The sequence below is a fragment of the Micropruina sp. genome (assembly GCF_047606365.1).
Classification (GTDB): domain Bacteria; phylum Actinomycetota; class Actinomycetes; order Propionibacteriales; family Propionibacteriaceae; genus Micropruina.
This window is the reverse complement of record NZ_JASGEN010000025.1, coordinates 93,807-109,682: the sequence shown is the minus strand read 5'-3', so window position 1 is coordinate 109,682 and position 15,876 is coordinate 93,807. Positions and strand designations below refer to the sequence as shown.

The window sequence follows — 15,876 nt, the reverse complement described above, 5'->3', positions numbered from 1 at the left end:
GTCGAGCGCTACACCTCGAGCAGCCCGCGGATGTCGTCGGCGGTGAGCGGGGCGGCCAGGTCACCGGCTTCACCGACCACCTTGGCGAACAGGTCGCGCTTGCGTTCCTGCAGTGCGACGACCTTCTCTTCGATGGTGTCGGCGCTGACCATCCGGTAGACCATGACCGGCTTGTCCTGGCCGATCCGGTGGGTGCGGTCGATCGCCTGCAGTTCGGCGGCCGGGTTCCACCACGGGTCGAGGATGAACACGTAGTCGGCCTCGGTGAGGGTGAGCCCGAAGCCGCCGGCTTTCAGGCTGATCAGGAAGACCGGGTCGTCGCCGTCGCGGAATTTCTGGATCCGTGCCGCCCGGTCACGGGTGCGGCCGTCCAGGTAGGCGTAGCCGATGCCCTCGGCGTCCAACCGATTCCGCACCAGCCCCAGGTAGCCGGTGAACTGGCTGAACACCAGCGCCCGGTGTCCCTCGGCGGCCAGCTCTGACACCAGTTCGAGCAGCGTGTCGATCTTGGCCGACACCGCGGACTGGTCCGGCATCACCAGCGCCGGTGACAGGGCAAGCTGCCGCAGGGTGGTGAGTGCGGCCAGGATGGTGATCCGGTTGCGGGTCATGTCGTCGACGAGGCCCAGCACCTTCTTGCGTTCCGCCGCCAGTTGCCGGTCGTAGAGCCGTCGATGCCCCGGCGACAGTTCGATCGACAGCACCTGCTCCTGCTTCTCGGGCAGTTCGGCGGCGACCGTCTCTTTGGTGCGCCGCAGCATCAGCGGCCGGACGCGGCGGTGCAGTCGGCCCAGCGCCTCGGGATCGGATCCGGATTCGATCGGCTTGCGGTACCGCTCGGAGAACCGGTTCGGGTCGGCGAACAGTCCGGGCGCCACGATCGACAGCAGCGACCACAGGTCCATCAGGTTGTTCTCCAGCGGCGTGCCGGTGATGGCGAATTTGGTGCGTGCCGACAGCTTGCGCACCGACTGATGCCCGCGCGCCTGCCGGTTCTTCACGAACTGCGCCTCGTCGAGCAGCACCGACGTCCAGCGTTGCGCGGTGTATTCGTCCTCGTCGAGCCGCAGCAGCGTGTAGGAGGTGACGACCAGGTCGGCACCGTCGGCCAGCTCCTCGATCGAGTTGGCCCGCTTCTTCGCCGTCTGGGTCACGACCCGCACGGTCAGTCCGGGCGCGAACCGGGCCGCTTCGGACGCCCAGGTGCCGAGCACCGAGGTCGGCGCGACCACCAGCAGCGGACGGTCCAGGTCGCCGGATTCCTTCAACGCGCAGGTCAGCGCCAGTGCCTGCATCGTCTTGCCCAGGCCCATGTCGTCGGCGAGGATTCCGCCGAGCCGGGCGGTGTGCAGGAAGTGCAGCCAGCGGAAGCCGTGCTCCTGGTAGGGCCGCAGCGTCGCCTGCAGCCCGGACGGCGCCGCGATCTCGGGCAGCTCGTCGAGGTTGAGCAGCGCCGACACCGAACGTTGCCAGTCGGCGGACTGCTGGGCCACCACGCCGAGGGTGACCAGTTCTTCCCACAACCCGGCGTGCTCGGTGCGCAGCCGCAGCTGCGGGTCACCATCGGGCGCCAACTCCTGGGCTTCGGCGATCAGCGCCCGCAGCTGCTCCAGTTCGGGCCGTTCCAGGCTGAACCAGGTGCCGGACGGCAGGATCAGGTGGGTCTGCCCGGTGGCCAGTGCGGTGAACAGCTCGCGGTATTCGACCGGTTCGCCCTCGATGCTCACCCGGACGTCGAGGTTGAACCAGTCGGCCCCGTCCTCGGGGTCGCTGACCGCCAGCTGCACCTCGGGCGCGTCGGTGGCGAGCCGGTACTCGACCGGCGTTCCGGTGACCTCGACCAGCACGCCGGCTTCGCGCAGCGCCGGCAACCCGAGTTCGGCCAGTTGGGCGGTGCCCGCACCGGTCAGCGTGGCCCGCTCCACCGGACGCCGTTCGGCACCCACAGCCAGCGTCGGCCACGGGCCGTCCGGCAACGAGGCCAGCAGCTCCTGCTCGATCTCGAGGTCCCGCTGCACCGGCTGCGCCCCGGACGCCTCCAGCTCCACATCGAAATCGGCCTCGCCGACGCGATAGCGGAACGCCCAGGCCAGGGTCGCGACGTGGCCGGGCAGGAACTCGACCGCCAGCACCAGCCGCGGCGGCATGGTTTCGGGCAGGTCGATGTCGTCGGCCACTTCGAGCTTCACCAGCCGTCCGAGCGCGGGGCGGAACTGGGCGGCGAAAGAAGGCAGATCGGTCTGCGGAATGTCGAGCCGGGCGTGCTGCAGCAGCAACGCCTGCTGGCCCTTGCTGAGCGGTTCGGCGAACGGCACCAGCAGCAACTCGTGGTCGTGCTCGATGGCGAAGCCGTGCGGCGGGTCGCCCAGCAGGTTCGCGTACGGGACGGCCCGTTCCAGGTCGCCGGTCACCGCGATGGTGTGCAACTGGACGCCGTTGTCGGTGCGGGTCAGCCGGCTGACCAGGTGCGCCGGCTCGCCCAGCCGGACCGGCGGGGTGTCGCGTCCGGGAATGAGTTCCACCCCGGAGGCCACCACTTCGCGCAGCCAGTACCAGGCCGGTGACCCGAGTTCGCTCAGGTCGAGGTCATCGGAACGCCGCGAATAGTAGTAGTTGGAGGTGGAGCGCTGATCGCGGGTGCGACCCAGGCCGGCCATCGCGACACGCTGGGCCTCCACATACGAGCCTGACCAGGGGTATTGCAGGTTGTCCCAGCTGACCCCGGTCTTCACCCAACGCCCGGAACGCCCCCACTGCAGGGGCCGCAGCTGGATCGAGCCGGACGTCCGGGTCACCTGCATGGCCAGCGGCTCGCCCCGTCCGACGGAACTGGTGCCGGCCGTCACCTCGGTCAGCGCCCGTTGCCAGGCCGGGGTGAGTGCGCGCACGTTGACCAGCCGCATGTGCCACACCAGCGCCGCCGCATGCTTGCAGTGCATGCGCACCGGGCAGCTGCACGACGTGCTGATCTCACCGGTCGCCGCGTCATGCCGCACCACGGTCTGGTACACCCGGTACGACGAACCGCGCACCCGGGCCTGCACGACGCTGCCGGTCTCACCGGAACCCACGTTGATGCTGCCGACCCGTCCCTCGTCGGCGTAGCTCTGGCCGCGACTCAGCGTGCTGGCGCCGAACAGGTCGGTCAGGTCACGCTCGCTCAGCTGATGAACCCACGCCGGATACTTCGGTGCCGTCATGCGATGCGCGTCCCTTTCGACAGCACGAGCAGGTGACGGCACAGAGATCGGATGAGGGCCAACGAATGCACGGAGCGTGGCCTCCCTTCGCAGTTGTCGGCATGGCGCCGGGTCGAGTCCAGTCAACCAGTGTGCACCGACAGCTCCTGCGAGCCCTAAACCGATGCTCCCCGGACGCCTCGCGCACCCGGCCCGTCCGGGTCACAATGATCCGATGTTGCTGCCGCCGAAGGTCGCCCAAGGGGTGCGTGAGGGCACGTTGACCCTGGCCTTCCGGCGCTGGCGGCGTCCCGACGTGCGCACCGGCTCGGAGTTCCGTACCTCTGCCGGCGTGGTCCGGGTCGAGTCCGTCGAGGTCATCGATCCGACCCAGATCACCGACGCGGACGCCGCCCGGGCCGGGCACCCGAACGCCGACTCGGTGCGCCGACGACTGGCCGGCGAACCCGGCTGGCCGACCTACCGGATTCGCCTGAGCTGGGCCGGTGAGGATCCGCGCATCGCGCTGAGAAGCGACGATGCTCTCAGCGACGCCGATATCGCCGCCCTCGACGCCAAGCTGGAACGGCTCGACCGGGCCAGCAGCCACGGACCGTGGACGCTGGACACTCTGGCGCTGATCGAGCGCCGTCCGCACACCCGCGCCCCCGACCTGGCCGCCGAGATGGGCCGGGAGCGGGACCCGTTCAAGATCGACGTTCGCAAACTGAAGAACCTGGGCCTGACCATCAGCCACCCGGTCGGCTATGAAATCAGCCCACGCGGCCTCGCCTACCTGGCCCGGACGCCGCGCGCGCGTCGCTGAGTAGGCGGTTCGCTCCAAATCTCCAGCACATCTGGAGCAATCCTTGAGCTTGTCTCAAGGGCGCGCTGAGCATCGCTGGGCAAAGTACCTGCATGCACCGGGACCACCGAGAACTAGGGGGCTCGGAGCCACGCGAGTAAGCGACCGGACGCCGCCAGCCACTTGGCAGGCCGTTCCTTGTTGGTGGGGGTGCCGCAAGGGACAGGGTCTTTCGCCGCGACGGCCAGACACCGGTGCACTGGACGCGCCGGCCGATGTCATTCGACATCGGCCGGCCGTTCGCAATTTCAGCGTTAACCGTCGCCGCTGCCGCCGGCCGGCGATGACCAGCCAGTCTTGAGCAATCTTGAGCCGATCTTGAGGTTGTCTCCAGATGGCCTGCAAACAGCTCGCGCAGCATTGGTCGCACACCCGGGGACTCGTCTGGTTACCGGGGCAGGACGCGAAGGGTCGAAGGAGGGGACTGGCATGGGGGTGACAGTCACATCCTTCGGTGGACGGGGGGCCGCCACCAAGCCCCTTCGCGCCGCCTCCGAGCCGCACGGGGGTGCGTCGTGAGTTGCTTGCCGGCCCGGGAGGACGCCGGCAAGCAACCCGTCGACGCCCCGGGTGTCTCATCTCCCAACGTCGCGTTGGACGATCTACGCGATCAGTTGGATGACGACGCTGCCGTGGAGCGGTTCCGGCAGAACTACCTGGAGCTGCTGGAGCAGCGCATCCAGGAGATCGCCCGAACGATCCGCGAAGGCCGTTCCGACGAGGCGGTCACCCGGCTGCTCACGCTGGAGACGTCCAGTCACATGGTGGGCGCCGACGAACTCAGCCTGCGAGCCGCCGCGTTGCGGCTCGCCGTGGGACATCGCCAGCCCGATGTCGGGGTGCTCTTCGCCGAGCTGGCGCGTGCGGCCAGCGTGACGCGCGAGTTGCTCTCGTAGCGCTGACCGACCCGCGCAACATCCGTTGGTCGAGCTTGTCGAGACACCTGGCAGTTGATTTCGACAAGCTCAATCAACGGTGGCGAGGTCTCGGCCAACGGCGCGCCGGCTCAGCTCAGCTCGGGAGGTTCGGTGAGCGCCGACTCGACCTGAGCGACAAGGTCGGCGACGACGTCCAGCCGTGGCTGCGCGTCGCCGACCAACAGCTCTTCCAGCTCCTCGGCGGCATCTGCCGCGGCCTCATGCCCGAAGGTTCCGGCCGATCCGCGCACGCCGTGCGCCGCGGCCCGCAGCCGCTCGGAGAGTTCGGTCGAGAGCGAGCCCATCCCGCGCCACTGCCCCACCGACTCGGTCATCTCTGCCGCGCGGGCCTGGTTCGACCGCCACGCGCGATCGGCCAGGGCGGCGTACGCGGCGGCCATCGGGTCCTGCGAATCCGTCACGACCAACCCATGATGCGCGATACCTCGGTGCCAAGCTGCATCGGATCGAACGGCTTGCGAATCAACCCCGCGACCGCGCCGCCCGGGTGTTCGCCGTCGATCCGCGCAGTCAGCAGCACAACCGGAATGCTCCTCGTCTCCGGGTAGGACTGGAGTTCCGCCAGGGTCTGCAGGCCGTCCATTCCGGGCATCATCATGTCCAGCAGGATTCCGTCCGGCAGATTCGCACGGGCGGTCATGACCGCTTCGGACCCGCTGATGGCCGTGATCACGCGAAATCCATTTACCACTTCCAATGAAGTGGCCGCCACTTCGCGGATGTCGTCATCGTCGTCAACGACGAGCAAGAGCTTGGAATCCGAATCATCCGGGCTGGGCACGATACCTCCTGGGGGTTGGGGTCATCGTAATGCTGTGTCGCACCGAGGTGAACAGGTGATCGCGACCCGTCGGGGGCGCCCTGTGGCCCCCTAACCTGGCCCCGTCGTGCCGTTGTGACAATCCTTGCCGGGCAGTCGTATACTCCGACCGAGTTCCCCCGTTCTCGAGCGTTACCCCCATTTCGTGCTGCGAGCCCCTCAATGCCTAAAAACCTGCCTTCGCGCCCCTTCGCGGTCGTCTGCATCGCCGGACCACTGCTTTGCTTGCTGTTCGCGGTCACGATCGTCACCACGTCCGACCCCGAGCTCGCCGGGCAGATCACTACGCTCTTCCTGCTCTCCTTCGGCGTGATGGCCGCCTCGACCGCCGCCTGGCGGGTCAACCACAGCAGCGGTCGTCGCCGGCGCGCCTGGCTCAGCCTGTCGATCGGGCTGTGCATCGCGGTCCTGGTCAACGCGATCGGCGTCTTCATCGGCCTCGGCCTTCTCGGCCCGGAGTGGGATCTGATCGTCAATCTGATGCTGATGACCGGCTTGTGCATCTGCATCATCGGACTGGCCCTGTTCCCACCGGTGCGACGGCGCGGCACCGACCTGGCCCGACTGATCATGGACGGCCTGATGGTCGGCGCGTCAGCACTGCTGATCGCCAGCTCAGTGATCTTCCCGACGCTGCTGGCCGGTCAGGACACCTCACTGTTCGGCCAGGCCCAGGTGCTGGCCCTGCCCGTGCTCGATCTGGTGGTCGCCACCATGGCGGTGCTGCTGATCGCCCGCAGCGGGAAGTCGAGCCGGACGCCGCTGCTGCTGGTCGGCGTGGCGTTCATGCTCTACTGCATCTCGGACATGGCCTACGCCGTCAACCTTTCCCTGGGCGGCTACGGGCTCGGCAGCCTGTGGGATCTCGGCTGGCTGGGCGGCTACCTGCTGTTCGCGCTCGCCGCGCTGCACCCCGACGCCCGCGTCCAGTCGACCGAGCCGGAGCTCGAAACATCGTCGGTGCGCAGCACGATCGTGTTCTTCGCCATCTTCCTCGCCGGCACCGGGACGAGCATCATGATGTCGGCGATGAGCGAACTCAATGTGGCCAGCCGGGTCATCTGGGGCGTCCTCATCCTGACCGTCGTGATCCGCCAGATCGTCCTGGTGATGGACAACGAACAACTCCGACGGTCGTTGGAGATCCGGGTATTGGAACGCACCAAAGAACTCCGCGAAATCACCAATCAGCGCGAACTGTTGCTCAGTTCGGTCGCCGACGGCATCTACGGCGTCGACCGCGACGGGCGGATCACCATGGTCAACGGCGCCACCACCAGGCTGCTGAAGCGGTCGGAGAGCGACCTCATCGGCGCCAACGCGCACGACCTGTTCCACGCCCCGCAAAGCGACGGCACCCCTTACCCGATCGAAGGCTGCTACATCACCGAGGCGACCTCCTCGGGCCTGACCGCCGCAGGCGAGGACGACCTCTACGTGCGAGGCGACGGTAAAACGATCGTGATCGAAGCCACCGCCAGCCCGCTGCGGGACGACATCGGCGTGATCAGCGGCGCCGTGGTGGTGTTCCGTGACGTCAGCCAGCGCCGCGAGATGGACCGGATGAAGCAGGAGTTCATCTCGGTCGTCAGCCATGAGCTGCGGACGCCGCTGACCTCGATCCGCGGGGCGCTCGGGTTGATCGCCGGCGGCGCCTTCGGTGAACTCCCGCCGCGCGCCGCGAAGATGATCGACATCGCCACCACCGGCAGCGTCCGACTGGGCCGGCTGGTCAACGACATTCTTGAGATCGAGCGCCTCGACACCGGCATGCTGCCGATGTCCATCAGGACCCATGAGGTGGTGGCCGCCTGCCAGGAGGCGGTCAACGCGACCTCCGGGCTGGCTCAGGCCGCCGGTATAGGCCTACGGCTGGGCCCCGCGGAGGGCCGGGTGATCGCCGACCGGGACCGGCTGGTCCAAGTGCTGATCAACCTGATCGGCAACGCCGTCCGGTTCAGCGACCCGGGCGATTCCGTGCTGGTCGAGGCGCGTGCGGCCGGCGAGCTGATCGAGTTCGCCGTCAGTGACACCGGACGCGGCATCCCCGACGACAAGCTCGAAGAGATCTTCGGCCGGTTCAGCCAGGTCGATGCCAGCGATACCCGCGAGAAGGGCGGCAGCGGCCTCGGCCTGGCGATCTGCCGCGGCCTGATCGAACGGATGGGCGGCCGGATCTGGGTGGAAAGTGTTCTCGGCGCCGGTTCGACCTTCCGGTTCGAACTGCCCGCGAGCACCGCGCCCGCCACCGCGGCCGAGAACGACGAAATGCCCGTAGGCGTGGGCGCAAGCGCGCTCGAGCCGCGCACACAGGAAGGATGAAATCGAGTTGACCGAGCAAGGTTCTCAAGATCTCGCAACGCCAGGAGGTGGCCTGACGATCAGGATCACCGCAGGCAGCGGGAAGGGCCGCACCACGATGGCCGCATTCGATGCGGCGCTCCGATCTGCGGGCGTGGCGGACCACAACCTGATCCGGCTGAGTTCGATCATCCCTCCCGGTTCCGATGTCGTGGTGTGCTCACCCGAGGAGCAGTTGCGCGGCACGTTCGGTGACGCCCTGTACTGCGTGTACGCCGTGGCCTTCGCCACCGAGCGCGGCGACGACGCCTGCTCGGGCATCGGCTGGGCGCTGGCCACGGACGGCTCCGGCCGGGGCCTGTTCGTCGAGCACAACGGTCATGCAGAGGAGCAGGTCAGGACCATGATCACCTCGAGCCTCACCGACATGGCCAACGGGCGCGACGAGACCTTCGCCATCGAGCATCTCGTGCTCAGCTCTGCGCACTGCTCGGGTCAGCCCGCCTGCTCGGTCGTGGTGGCCACCTACAGCACGGCGGGTTGGGCTGCCGAGTGAGCGACGTCACCGAGCGCAACGTCGACGGCCCGTGGGACTTCGGTGACTTCACCATCATCTGCGGCCGGCAGCCACGTCCCGAACTGAAGGACAGCTTCTGGCCGGTCTACGAGGAGTCGTTCGGGCCGCTGCGCGTGCTGGCTGCGGCGCGTCAGGTGCTCACCGAGGACGAGTTCTCGGCCGAACTGGAGGACCCGCGGGTCTGGAAGTACGTGGCGCTCGACACCGACGGCCATGTGGCAGGACTCACCACCGTCGCCGACGACATTTCGACGATGCCCTGGATCAGCCCCGAGTACTACCAGCATCGTTATCCGGACGAATGGGCCCGCGGCGCTTTGTTCTACAGCGGGGTCTCATTGGTCCGGCCCGATATGCGCCGCTACCCGGTGTTCTCACGAATGGTGACTTGTCTGGCGCAACGAGTCGCCGCCGCGCGCGGAATCCTCGCCTACGACATGTGTGGGTATAACGTAGAGAACCGTTCGATGGCTCGGGCGTCCGAGCAGATTCTCAACCGCGTCGCTGATTTCGAGGTGCAGGCCGTCGACGTCCAGACCTACTATGTGGCCCGGACCGTCGGGAATGGGAGTGTGAAAGTACGTGAGTGACACCACGCCTGGCGAACGACATGCAGTGATCATTGAGGACGATCCCGAGATCGCCGACCTGTTGGCGGTCGTCCTCACCCAGGCCGGCTTCCGCACCTACACCGCAGAGGACGGCCTCACCGGCCTGGAGCTGATCCGCGAACACGAGCCGACGCTGACCACCTTGGACGTCAACCTTCCCGGCATCGACGGCTTCGAGGTGGTCCGCCGCATTCGCGAGTTCTCGACCACCTACGTGATCATGCTGTCCGCCCGCCGCGACGAGATCGACACCCTGACCGGCCTCAACTCCGGCGCCGACGACTACCTGGCCAAGCCGTTCCGGCCGCGTGAACTGCGGGCCCGCGTGGAGGCGATGATCCGCCGCCGCGAGCTCGAACAGCACATTCCCGGGGTGACGACGCCGTCCGTCGACGACGAGGCCGGTGACGGTGACTGGCTGGAGCACAACGGGTTGCGGATGCATCCCGAGATGCGGCTGGTCGAGCTGGACGGCCATCCGGTGGAGTTGACCCGGACGGAGTTCGACCTGCTGTCGGCGGTCATGCAACGCAGCCGGCGGGTGATCAGCAAGGACGAGCTGGCCGCTTTCGTCCGCAACGACGTCAACAGCTATGTCGTCGAGGCCGATCGCCGCTCGATCGAGAGCCACATCGCGAACCTGCGTCGCAAGCTCTCCGATTCGGTGACCAACCCGCGCTTCATCGAAACGGTCCGCGGAGTGGGTTACCGGCTCGCCAAAGCCCAGCGCTGACGCCTCATCGCTCCCCGCTGGTCGAGCTTGTCGAGACCCCTCACCGCTCACCGTTGGTCGAGCTTGTCGAGACCCTCACCGCCGGCCGAAAACGCTACTCGTCCTCGGGATTCAACGCGGCAAGCTTGTTCGACAGCACGGTCGCGAACGCGCACCAGGCGGCGTAAGCGCCGAGCCCCAGCGCCGCCCCGGAACTGACGGACGCGGCGCGACTGGCCAGCTTGGCCGACGACGCCGCGAGCGCCGCCGCGCCGGCGGTCGCCACGGGCAGGTTGTGGGCCCGGAAGAACAACCCGGACCAGCCGGCGTTGAGCAGCAGGTTCGACGCCAGCGCACGCCTGAAGCTGGACGCTTCGGCCTCGCGCCCCTGGGCCTCCAGCTGGGTGACGGTCCTCGCAGCGGAGAGCGCGACGATCGCGTAGAGGGACGTCCAGACGATCGGGAAGGCGGCGGCCGGCGGTTGCCAGGACGGCTTCTTCAGCTTCTCGTACCAGCTGCTGCTGGCGTCGGTCAGCAGCGATCCGACGGTTGCGCAGGCGGCCACAGCGGCACCGATCACCGCCAGGTTCCGGCGTCCGCGGGAGCGGCGGGTCGGCTGATGATCGGGCATGGGTTCCTCCTCCATCGGGGTTCACGGGGTTGCTCCCGACGCTACCCGCGGCGACCCAACGCCGTAAGGCTCCCTTGGGGTGCGCCCCACCCCGTTCTCGACTAAGGAAGTGCTGATCATTTACGTCATCCCGGGCTCCGACCCGGGATCTCAGTCGGGAGATCCCGGATCAAGTCCGGGACGACGATGGAGGGCTTTGATCAGCGCATCCTTAAGTCGCGGCGAACAGGCAGAGCAACCCGACAGCGAGCAGAGTCGCTCCGCCGAGCAGGCCGCACCAGAAGCTTCGCGCCGCCCACCGGTCGGGTACGCGGGCGGCGACCACGGCGATCGCCGTGGTGATCACCCCGGTCACCGCGTAGATCGGTTGGGCGAAGACCCAGGCCAGCGGAATGAAGTGAATGCCGACTACTGCGAGGGCCAGCGGGGCGATCAGGTCCGTCCGCTTCCGGCGGGCCGCCCAGATCGCCAGCACGACGATGGCCACGACCTCGACGGCGAAGGTGATCATGTAGGCGACGAAGGGCGGTCCGCCGACGACGATCGCGGTCGGACCGCGCCAGTTGCGGACGGCGAGGGTGACTCCGAAGCCGCCGGCCACGACACCTCCGAGTTGGACGATGACCAGCAGAACCCGCCACAGCCAGTGCTTCGGCGGACGTTCCTGGCCCCAGCCGGCCCAGACGAACGCGGCGATGCCGAAGATCGCGGCGGTCATGAACAGGTCCCTGGGGAATTCGGTGCTGATCATCGTCCTAACCCATCATGCTCGGGGGTCGCCCACCGATACTGGCCGCGTCGACGGACGCTCCCCTGCCTCATCACCCGGATGTCGCCTCGTCGTCGACGACCGTGATCACGCCGCTGGGCGCATCGAGGGCGGCGACGGTGAGTCGGGCGGCGGTGTCGACGTGGACACGCGGTTCGTCGGGCAGGACGTCCGGGTAGAAGGTGCCGGGACCGTAGAACTGCCCGTAGCGCAGCACGACGCCGCCGAACGCCAGCGTGGCGTTCTCCAGGTGTGCGACGGCGTCCGCACCCTTGCCGGGTAGCACGGCCCAGGCGACACTCTGCGCGACGAACCGCCGGCAGCCGCTGGACCCCGCGGCCTCGATCAGGTTGTCGGTGCCCGCGAGGCGCATCCGGGCATTGGCGTCCCGGTTGGCCGGCAGTTCCTCGACGGTGTCGGGCAGGTCGGTGAGTTCGTGCAGCACCAGGTCGGGCGCGAAGGCGGTGACCGCCTGGACGACGCCGTCCCGGTCGTAGGCGTCGCAGACCACGGGTTCGGCACCCAGGGAGCGCAACAGGTCCGACTTGCTGGCCGATCGGGTCATTCCGGCGACAGTGTGACCGGCCGCGACGAGCAGCGGCACGATCCGGGAGCCCAGCACGCCGGTTGCGCCGGCAACGAAAACACGCATGATGCGATTCTCCTTTACGCCGAGTGCGTCCGTCGCCGCATCCGCACCAGCGCGATCGCGCCGAACAGGCCAGGGATCAGCAGCAGCCAGCCGAAGACGGGCGCGAGCCCGATCATGCCGGAGGTGTCCGGTGTGGTCAGCCCGATCAGTGCGATGACAAGGATGAATGCCGAGACGACGGCGTCCAGCCAACGGGCGGCGCCGCGTCCACGGCGGGCGAGCCGGATCGTCACGAACCAGCCGATCAGACCGATCACACCCACGGTGGCCAGGATCACCACATACGCGTGGCTTCGACGCCGTCACGATCGAGGCGGTCGCGGCCGCGGCGGGGGTGTCCCCGTCATCGGTCTACCGGTATTTCGGCACCAAGGAGGGCCTGGTCGTCTTCGACGAGTTCGAAGACATGACTGCCGACGAGGTGCGCGCTATCTTCCTGACCGGCGACCCCATCGACCGACTGGTGAGCAGCGTGCACCGATACGAGGCCCCTCAGGAGAGCGCGACGACCGACTCCGACGCCCCGGACGCGTGGCGCCGGATCCCGTTCTTCTTCGCCGTGCCCTCCGTGCACGCCGCCCTGCTGTCCGCCATGGACCGGGCCAGCAAACGGATAGCGCCAGTGCTCGCCGAAAGCCTCGAACTCACCCCCGCGCACGCTCGCATCGTCAGCCACGCCCTCTGCTACGGCTACGTCGCAGCGCTCGAGCTCTGGTTCGAGGAGGGCCGGACCAAGCCGATCGCCGACCACGTGGAGGACGGCATGCGCCCGCTGCACGCGATCTGGAAGCACCCGGAGAAACGCTGACCAGCTTGCCACCGGGCCGAGATCCTGGCCGTTCAGGTGCAGGCTTCCGTCGTAGGCCAGCGATGCCCATGTTCGCGCTGCGTCAGCCAGCCGAGTCCGCCCGCCCACCACGAGCCGCCTGGATCGCGAGCCTGGTCAGGTCGTTGGTCCGGCAGCCAGGCCAACCATGCAGCACTCGCTGCCAGCTCAGCGGCACCTGCGCGGCACCCCAGATCGCACCGGCGAGCGAGCCGGCGATCGCCGCCACCGTGTCCGTGTCGCCACCACCCCGGACGGCCCGGATCAGCGCATCACGAACTCCAGAGGCGCCCGCCACGGCCGCAAGCGCACCCTGGAACGCCGCCACCACCCAGCCGTTCTTGTCCTTGAAGTCCCGCGGGTGAGCACCAGGCCCCATGGCCTCGTCGATCAACCGCTCCCACCGATCGCGACCACCGCCGGTCGAGCTTGTCGAGACCCCACCACCGCTGGTCGAGCTTGTCGAGACCCCTCCGCCACCCGAGCGCACATGCCCGACCCACTCCAACCCCACCTTCGGATCGAACTCCCCGGTCAGGATCGCGTGCCGAATCGCCAGCGACCACAGCACAACCGCATCCACGTTGTCCTGTTCGTAGTGTGTGAGCTGCGCGATCCGTCCAGCCGCCTCGGCCAGCACCGCCTCAGACCCCTCAGCCAGGAACCCCAGAGCCACCGGACCGGTGCGCATCAGCGACCCATTACCCGCACTGCGCCCGGACCGCTCATGCACCGCCCACGCCGCCTCGCGCACGACCGCCTCCGAGCAGTCGTCGCCCAGCTGTCCGAGCACCGACCGAGTCTGCACCCCAACATCCTTCGCGGTCGCCGACCATTCCCGCCAGCGCGCCACGATCGTTGCCAGGGTTGCCGGATCGAGCAGCGAGTGGCCGTCGGCGAGCGCGTCCAGAATCGGCATCGCCATTGCCGTGTCATCGGTCCACTCCCCCGGCGCATGCCCGAAGACCCCACGCCCGAACTCCGGCGTTTCGGTATCAGAGAGCCCTGGCCCGAACTCGTACGCCGAACCCAGCGCATCACCTGCCGCCGAGGCGACGATCGCGCCGACCGCCCGGTCCAACTGCATGGACGTCAGCGAGGCCATCCGCCTTCCGTAGTCACTCAGTCCCATCTCCGTCGCCCCATTTAGCTCACTATCAGTTCAACTCGTTCAGAGTACGGCGTCGCCTGACTTTTGCGCAACTCTCGCCTAATCTTTGTCCGTGGCCACCACGAACACCTACCGCGACAGCTCCGGCAAGACCCTCGAGGACTACCCGCGCCCGTCCGTGGCCGTGGACACCGCCGCCCTGACCGTGCACGACGGGCGCCTGTGCGTCCTTCTCATTCGCGACGAATCGGGCGACGAGAGGCTGCCCGGAACATTCCTCCACCCTGATGAGACGCTGCGGGAAGCCGCGCTCCGCGCACTCCGTGAGAAGGCCGGCATCCAGGGCCTCAACCCGCGCCAGCTGCAGGTCTTCGACGACCCGAAGCGGGACGACCGCGGCTGGGTGCTCTCGGTTGCTCACCTGGACGCCGTGCGCGCCGACCAGATCCCGCTCACCGAGCGAACCCGCCTCATGCCTGTCGACCAGCTGCCTCCCCTGGCCTACGACCACGCCGCGATCGTGGGGCACGCCGCCACCCAACTCCGGGCGGAGTATCGGCAGGCACCCGACCCTCGGCACCTCCTGCCACCAGACCCTGACGGCTTGGCTATTCGCGATCTGCGCCTTCTACACGAGGCTGTGCTTGGTGAACACTTGATCGCCGACACCTTCCGCCGAGCGATGTTGCCGGGCCTCGAACCAACCGGACAGATCCGTCGGGGAATGCGGGGCAAACCGGCCGAACTCTTTCGGCGGCGGGCAGATTGAGGCGTCCGTGCACGGTCATTCTCCGTGGCAATCACGACGTCAGCAGACAGTTCTCGCGCTGGCTCGACCCTGCATCCTTACCGGCTGAACTCTGCCCATGCCGGAGCTGCTGTGATAGGAACCAGCTGTGGACACCAGCGAGCATCTACGCGACGAGATCATCGCGGCTGTTCTCGATCGCGCCAGCCGCAATGGTGGTTTCGTTACTCGTGACGAGTTGACATCTATGCCGCTGGCCAATGGCTCGCAGCGAGTGATCGACCGAACCCGAGGCATCTGGAATCCAAGAGACATGGACGCCACGCTGAGCGTGCTCAGCTCGCCCGACGGCCCCTATGCGGACCGCGAGGTGGCCGGAGGTCTTTTCCACTACGCCTACCAGGACGGGCCAACCAACGGGGTTAACGCGAAGCTCCGCAAGGCATACGAACTACAGAAGCCGATCATCCTGCTGCGGAAGGTGCGTGACGGAGTCTTCGTACCGATCGCTCCGGTGTACGTCGTGGGCGACCTGATCGAGAAGCGAGAGTTCCTCCTTGCACTCGACGAAAGCGTGCGCTTCCTGGCTGGTGACCCAAGTCCGCTCGAGCGTCGCTACGTAGAGCGCGTAGTGAAACAGCGTCTGCATCAGGCGGAATTCCGAGGGCGCGTCATCGCGGCGTATTCGACACGTTGCGCCGTCTGTCGACTCCGGCACGGCGAGCTTCTGGACGCCGCTCACATCATCGCCGATCGGGACGAGCAGGGCCTGCCCGAGGTGTCGAACGGTCTGTCGCTGTGCAAGATCCATCACGCGGCCTTCGATGGGTACCTGATCGGCATCTCGCCCGACTACCAGGTCAGAGTTGACCGTCAACTACTCGAAGAGACTGACGGCCCGATGCTGCGGTACGGGCTGCAAGGAATGCATGGCATTCGGCTCACGTTGCCTGAACAACGCAAGGATCGGCCTGACGCCGACCGCCTGAACCAGCGGTACGCGGAGTTCCTGCGCCGGACCTCATAGATTTTGCGGCGAGTCAGATCGATCCGCATCTCATGCAGATCGCCACGGTTCGTAGCTGATTCATGACGTCAAGCACATCTTGCTGCCGGAATGGTCGATCGTGAGCTCC

At 67.6% G+C, this 15,876-nt stretch carries 17 protein-coding genes; 9 read left to right on the top strand and 8 right to left on the bottom strand.

Annotated elements, in window-relative coordinates; genetic code table 11:
- Window positions 1–8 precede the first annotated feature (8 nt).
- Complete coding sequence (locus QM624_RS03700) at window positions 9–3,200, bottom strand: SNF2-related protein (RefSeq protein WP_415088842.1); 3,192 nt, start codon at window positions 3,198–3,200, stop codon at window positions 9–11.
- A 214-nt stretch (window positions 3,201–3,414) separates the two neighbouring features.
- On the opposite strand from QM624_RS03700, the gene QM624_RS03695 reads away from it, so the two are divergent.
- Both QM624_RS03695 and QM624_RS03690 read left to right on the top strand, forming a co-directional pair.
- Window positions 3,415–4,005, top strand: coding sequence for a hypothetical protein (locus tag QM624_RS03695; protein ID WP_415088840.1), 591 nt, complete (start codon window positions 3,415–3,417; stop codon window positions 4,003–4,005).
- Window positions 4,006–4,559: 554 nt separating this feature from the next.
- The gene (locus QM624_RS03690) at window positions 4,560–4,940 is read left to right on the top strand and encodes a hypothetical protein (protein ID WP_415088838.1); all 381 of its coding nucleotides are present in this window, start codon (window positions 4,560–4,562) and stop codon (window positions 4,938–4,940) included.
- Between the two features lie 110 nt (window positions 4,941–5,050).
- On the opposite strand, the gene QM624_RS03685 is transcribed toward QM624_RS03690, so the two are convergent.
- Both QM624_RS03685 and QM624_RS03680 read right to left on the bottom strand, forming a co-directional pair.
- A complete protein-coding gene (locus QM624_RS03685) occupies window positions 5,051–5,383 on the bottom strand; it encodes an Hpt domain-containing protein (protein WP_415088836.1) in 333 nt (110 codons plus the stop codon).
- The gene (locus QM624_RS03680) at window positions 5,380–5,763 is read right to left on the bottom strand and encodes a response regulator (protein ID WP_415088834.1); all 384 of its coding nucleotides are present in this window, start codon (window positions 5,761–5,763) and stop codon (window positions 5,380–5,382) included. Before QM624_RS03680 ends, QM624_RS03685 begins: the two co-directional genes overlap by 4 nt.
- 264 nt (window positions 5,764–6,027) lie before the next feature.
- Between QM624_RS03680 and QM624_RS03675 the strand changes: the two genes are divergently transcribed.
- From QM624_RS03675 to QM624_RS03660, 4 genes are read left to right on the top strand one after another with little or no spacing between them, the layout of a single operon-like run.
- Window positions 6,028–8,124, top strand: coding sequence for a sensor histidine kinase (locus QM624_RS03675; protein WP_415088832.1), 2,097 nt, complete (start codon window positions 6,028–6,030; stop codon window positions 8,122–8,124).
- Window positions 8,125–8,131: 7 nt separating this feature from the next.
- Window positions 8,132–8,659, top strand: coding sequence for a pyruvoyl-dependent arginine decarboxylase (locus tag QM624_RS03670; protein WP_415088830.1), 528 nt, complete (start codon window positions 8,132–8,134; stop codon window positions 8,657–8,659).
- Window positions 8,656–9,270 (top strand): hypothetical protein, encoded by a 615-nt coding sequence (locus QM624_RS03665; RefSeq protein ID WP_415088828.1) that lies wholly within the window; start codon window positions 8,656–8,658, stop codon window positions 9,268–9,270. Before QM624_RS03670 ends, QM624_RS03665 begins: the two co-directional genes overlap by 4 nt.
- Window positions 9,263–10,024, top strand: a complete 762-nt coding sequence (locus tag QM624_RS03660) for a response regulator transcription factor (RefSeq protein WP_415088826.1) — start codon at window positions 9,263–9,265, stop codon at window positions 10,022–10,024. The genes QM624_RS03665 and QM624_RS03660 overlap by 8 nt, the downstream gene beginning before the upstream one ends.
- A gap of 94 nt (window positions 10,025–10,118) precedes the next feature.
- On the opposite strand, the gene QM624_RS03655 is transcribed toward QM624_RS03660, so the two are convergent.
- The 4 genes from QM624_RS03655 to QM624_RS03640 form a co-directional block, all read right to left on the bottom strand.
- Window positions 10,119–10,634, bottom strand: coding sequence for a TspO/MBR family protein (locus QM624_RS03655; RefSeq protein ID WP_415088824.1), 516 nt, complete (start codon window positions 10,632–10,634; stop codon window positions 10,119–10,121).
- A 211-nt stretch (window positions 10,635–10,845) separates the two neighbouring features.
- Window positions 10,846–11,385: a hypothetical protein gene (locus QM624_RS03650; RefSeq protein WP_415088822.1), complete on the bottom strand. Its 540-nt coding sequence runs from the start codon at window positions 11,383–11,385 to the stop codon at window positions 10,846–10,848.
- 70 nt (window positions 11,386–11,455) lie between these two features.
- On the bottom strand, window positions 11,456–12,055 hold the full coding sequence (locus QM624_RS03645; protein ID WP_415088820.1) for an NAD-dependent epimerase/dehydratase family protein: 600 nt from the start codon (window positions 12,053–12,055) through the stop codon (window positions 11,456–11,458).
- 14 nt (window positions 12,056–12,069) lie between these two features.
- Window positions 12,070–12,333 carry a hypothetical protein gene (locus QM624_RS03640; protein WP_415088897.1) on the bottom strand — a complete coding sequence of 88 codons (264 nt, stop codon included), beginning with the start codon at window positions 12,331–12,333 and terminating at the stop codon, window positions 12,070–12,072.
- On the opposite strand from QM624_RS03640, the gene QM624_RS03635 reads away from it, so the two are divergent.
- Complete coding sequence (locus QM624_RS03635) at window positions 12,222–12,863, top strand: TetR/AcrR family transcriptional regulator (protein ID WP_415088818.1); 642 nt, start codon at window positions 12,222–12,224, stop codon at window positions 12,861–12,863. The genes QM624_RS03640 and QM624_RS03635 overlap by 112 nt on opposite strands.
- A gap of 82 nt (window positions 12,864–12,945) precedes the next feature.
- Here QM624_RS03635 and QM624_RS03630 read toward each other — a convergent pair whose 3' ends face one another.
- On the bottom strand, window positions 12,946–13,986 hold the full coding sequence (locus QM624_RS03630) for an ADP-ribosylglycohydrolase family protein (protein ID WP_415088816.1): 1,041 nt from the start codon (window positions 13,984–13,986) through the stop codon (window positions 12,946–12,948).
- A 118-nt stretch (window positions 13,987–14,104) separates the two neighbouring features.
- On the opposite strand from QM624_RS03630, the gene QM624_RS03625 reads away from it, so the two are divergent.
- Together QM624_RS03625 and QM624_RS03620 are read left to right on the top strand one after the other, a co-directional pair.
- Window positions 14,105–14,761: an NUDIX hydrolase gene (locus QM624_RS03625; protein ID WP_415088814.1), complete on the top strand. Its 657-nt coding sequence runs from the start codon at window positions 14,105–14,107 to the stop codon at window positions 14,759–14,761.
- A 127-nt stretch (window positions 14,762–14,888) separates the two neighbouring features.
- A complete protein-coding gene (locus QM624_RS03620; protein ID WP_415088812.1) occupies window positions 14,889–15,767 on the top strand; it encodes an HNH endonuclease in 879 nt (292 codons plus the stop codon).
- The last annotated feature ends 109 nt before the right edge of the window (window positions 15,768–15,876 follow it).

Coding starts and splice junctions, on each gene's coding strand:
- QM624_RS03695 (WP_415088840.1), top strand. CDS start 3,415: ATGTTGCTGCCGCCGAAGGTCGCCCAAGGGGTGCGTGAGGGCACGTTG.
- QM624_RS03630 (WP_415088816.1), bottom strand. CDS start 13,986: ATGGCCTCGCTGACGTCCATGCAGTTGGACCGGGCGGTCGGCGCGATC.
- QM624_RS03655 (WP_415088824.1), bottom strand. CDS start 10,634: ATGCCCGATCATCAGCCGACCCGCCGCTCCCGCGGACGCCGGAACCTG.
- QM624_RS03635 (WP_415088818.1), top strand. CDS start 12,222: ATGCCGAGACGACGGCGTCCAGCCAACGGGCGGCGCCGCGTCCACGGC.
- QM624_RS03645 (WP_415088820.1), bottom strand. CDS start 12,055: ATGCGTGTTTTCGTTGCCGGCGCAACCGGCGTGCTGGGCTCCCGGATC.
- QM624_RS03700 (WP_415088842.1), bottom strand. CDS start 3,200: ATGACGGCACCGAAGTATCCGGCGTGGGTTCATCAGCTGAGCGAGCGT.
- QM624_RS03650 (WP_415088822.1), bottom strand. CDS start 11,385: ATGATCAGCACCGAATTCCCCAGGGACCTGTTCATGACCGCCGCGATC.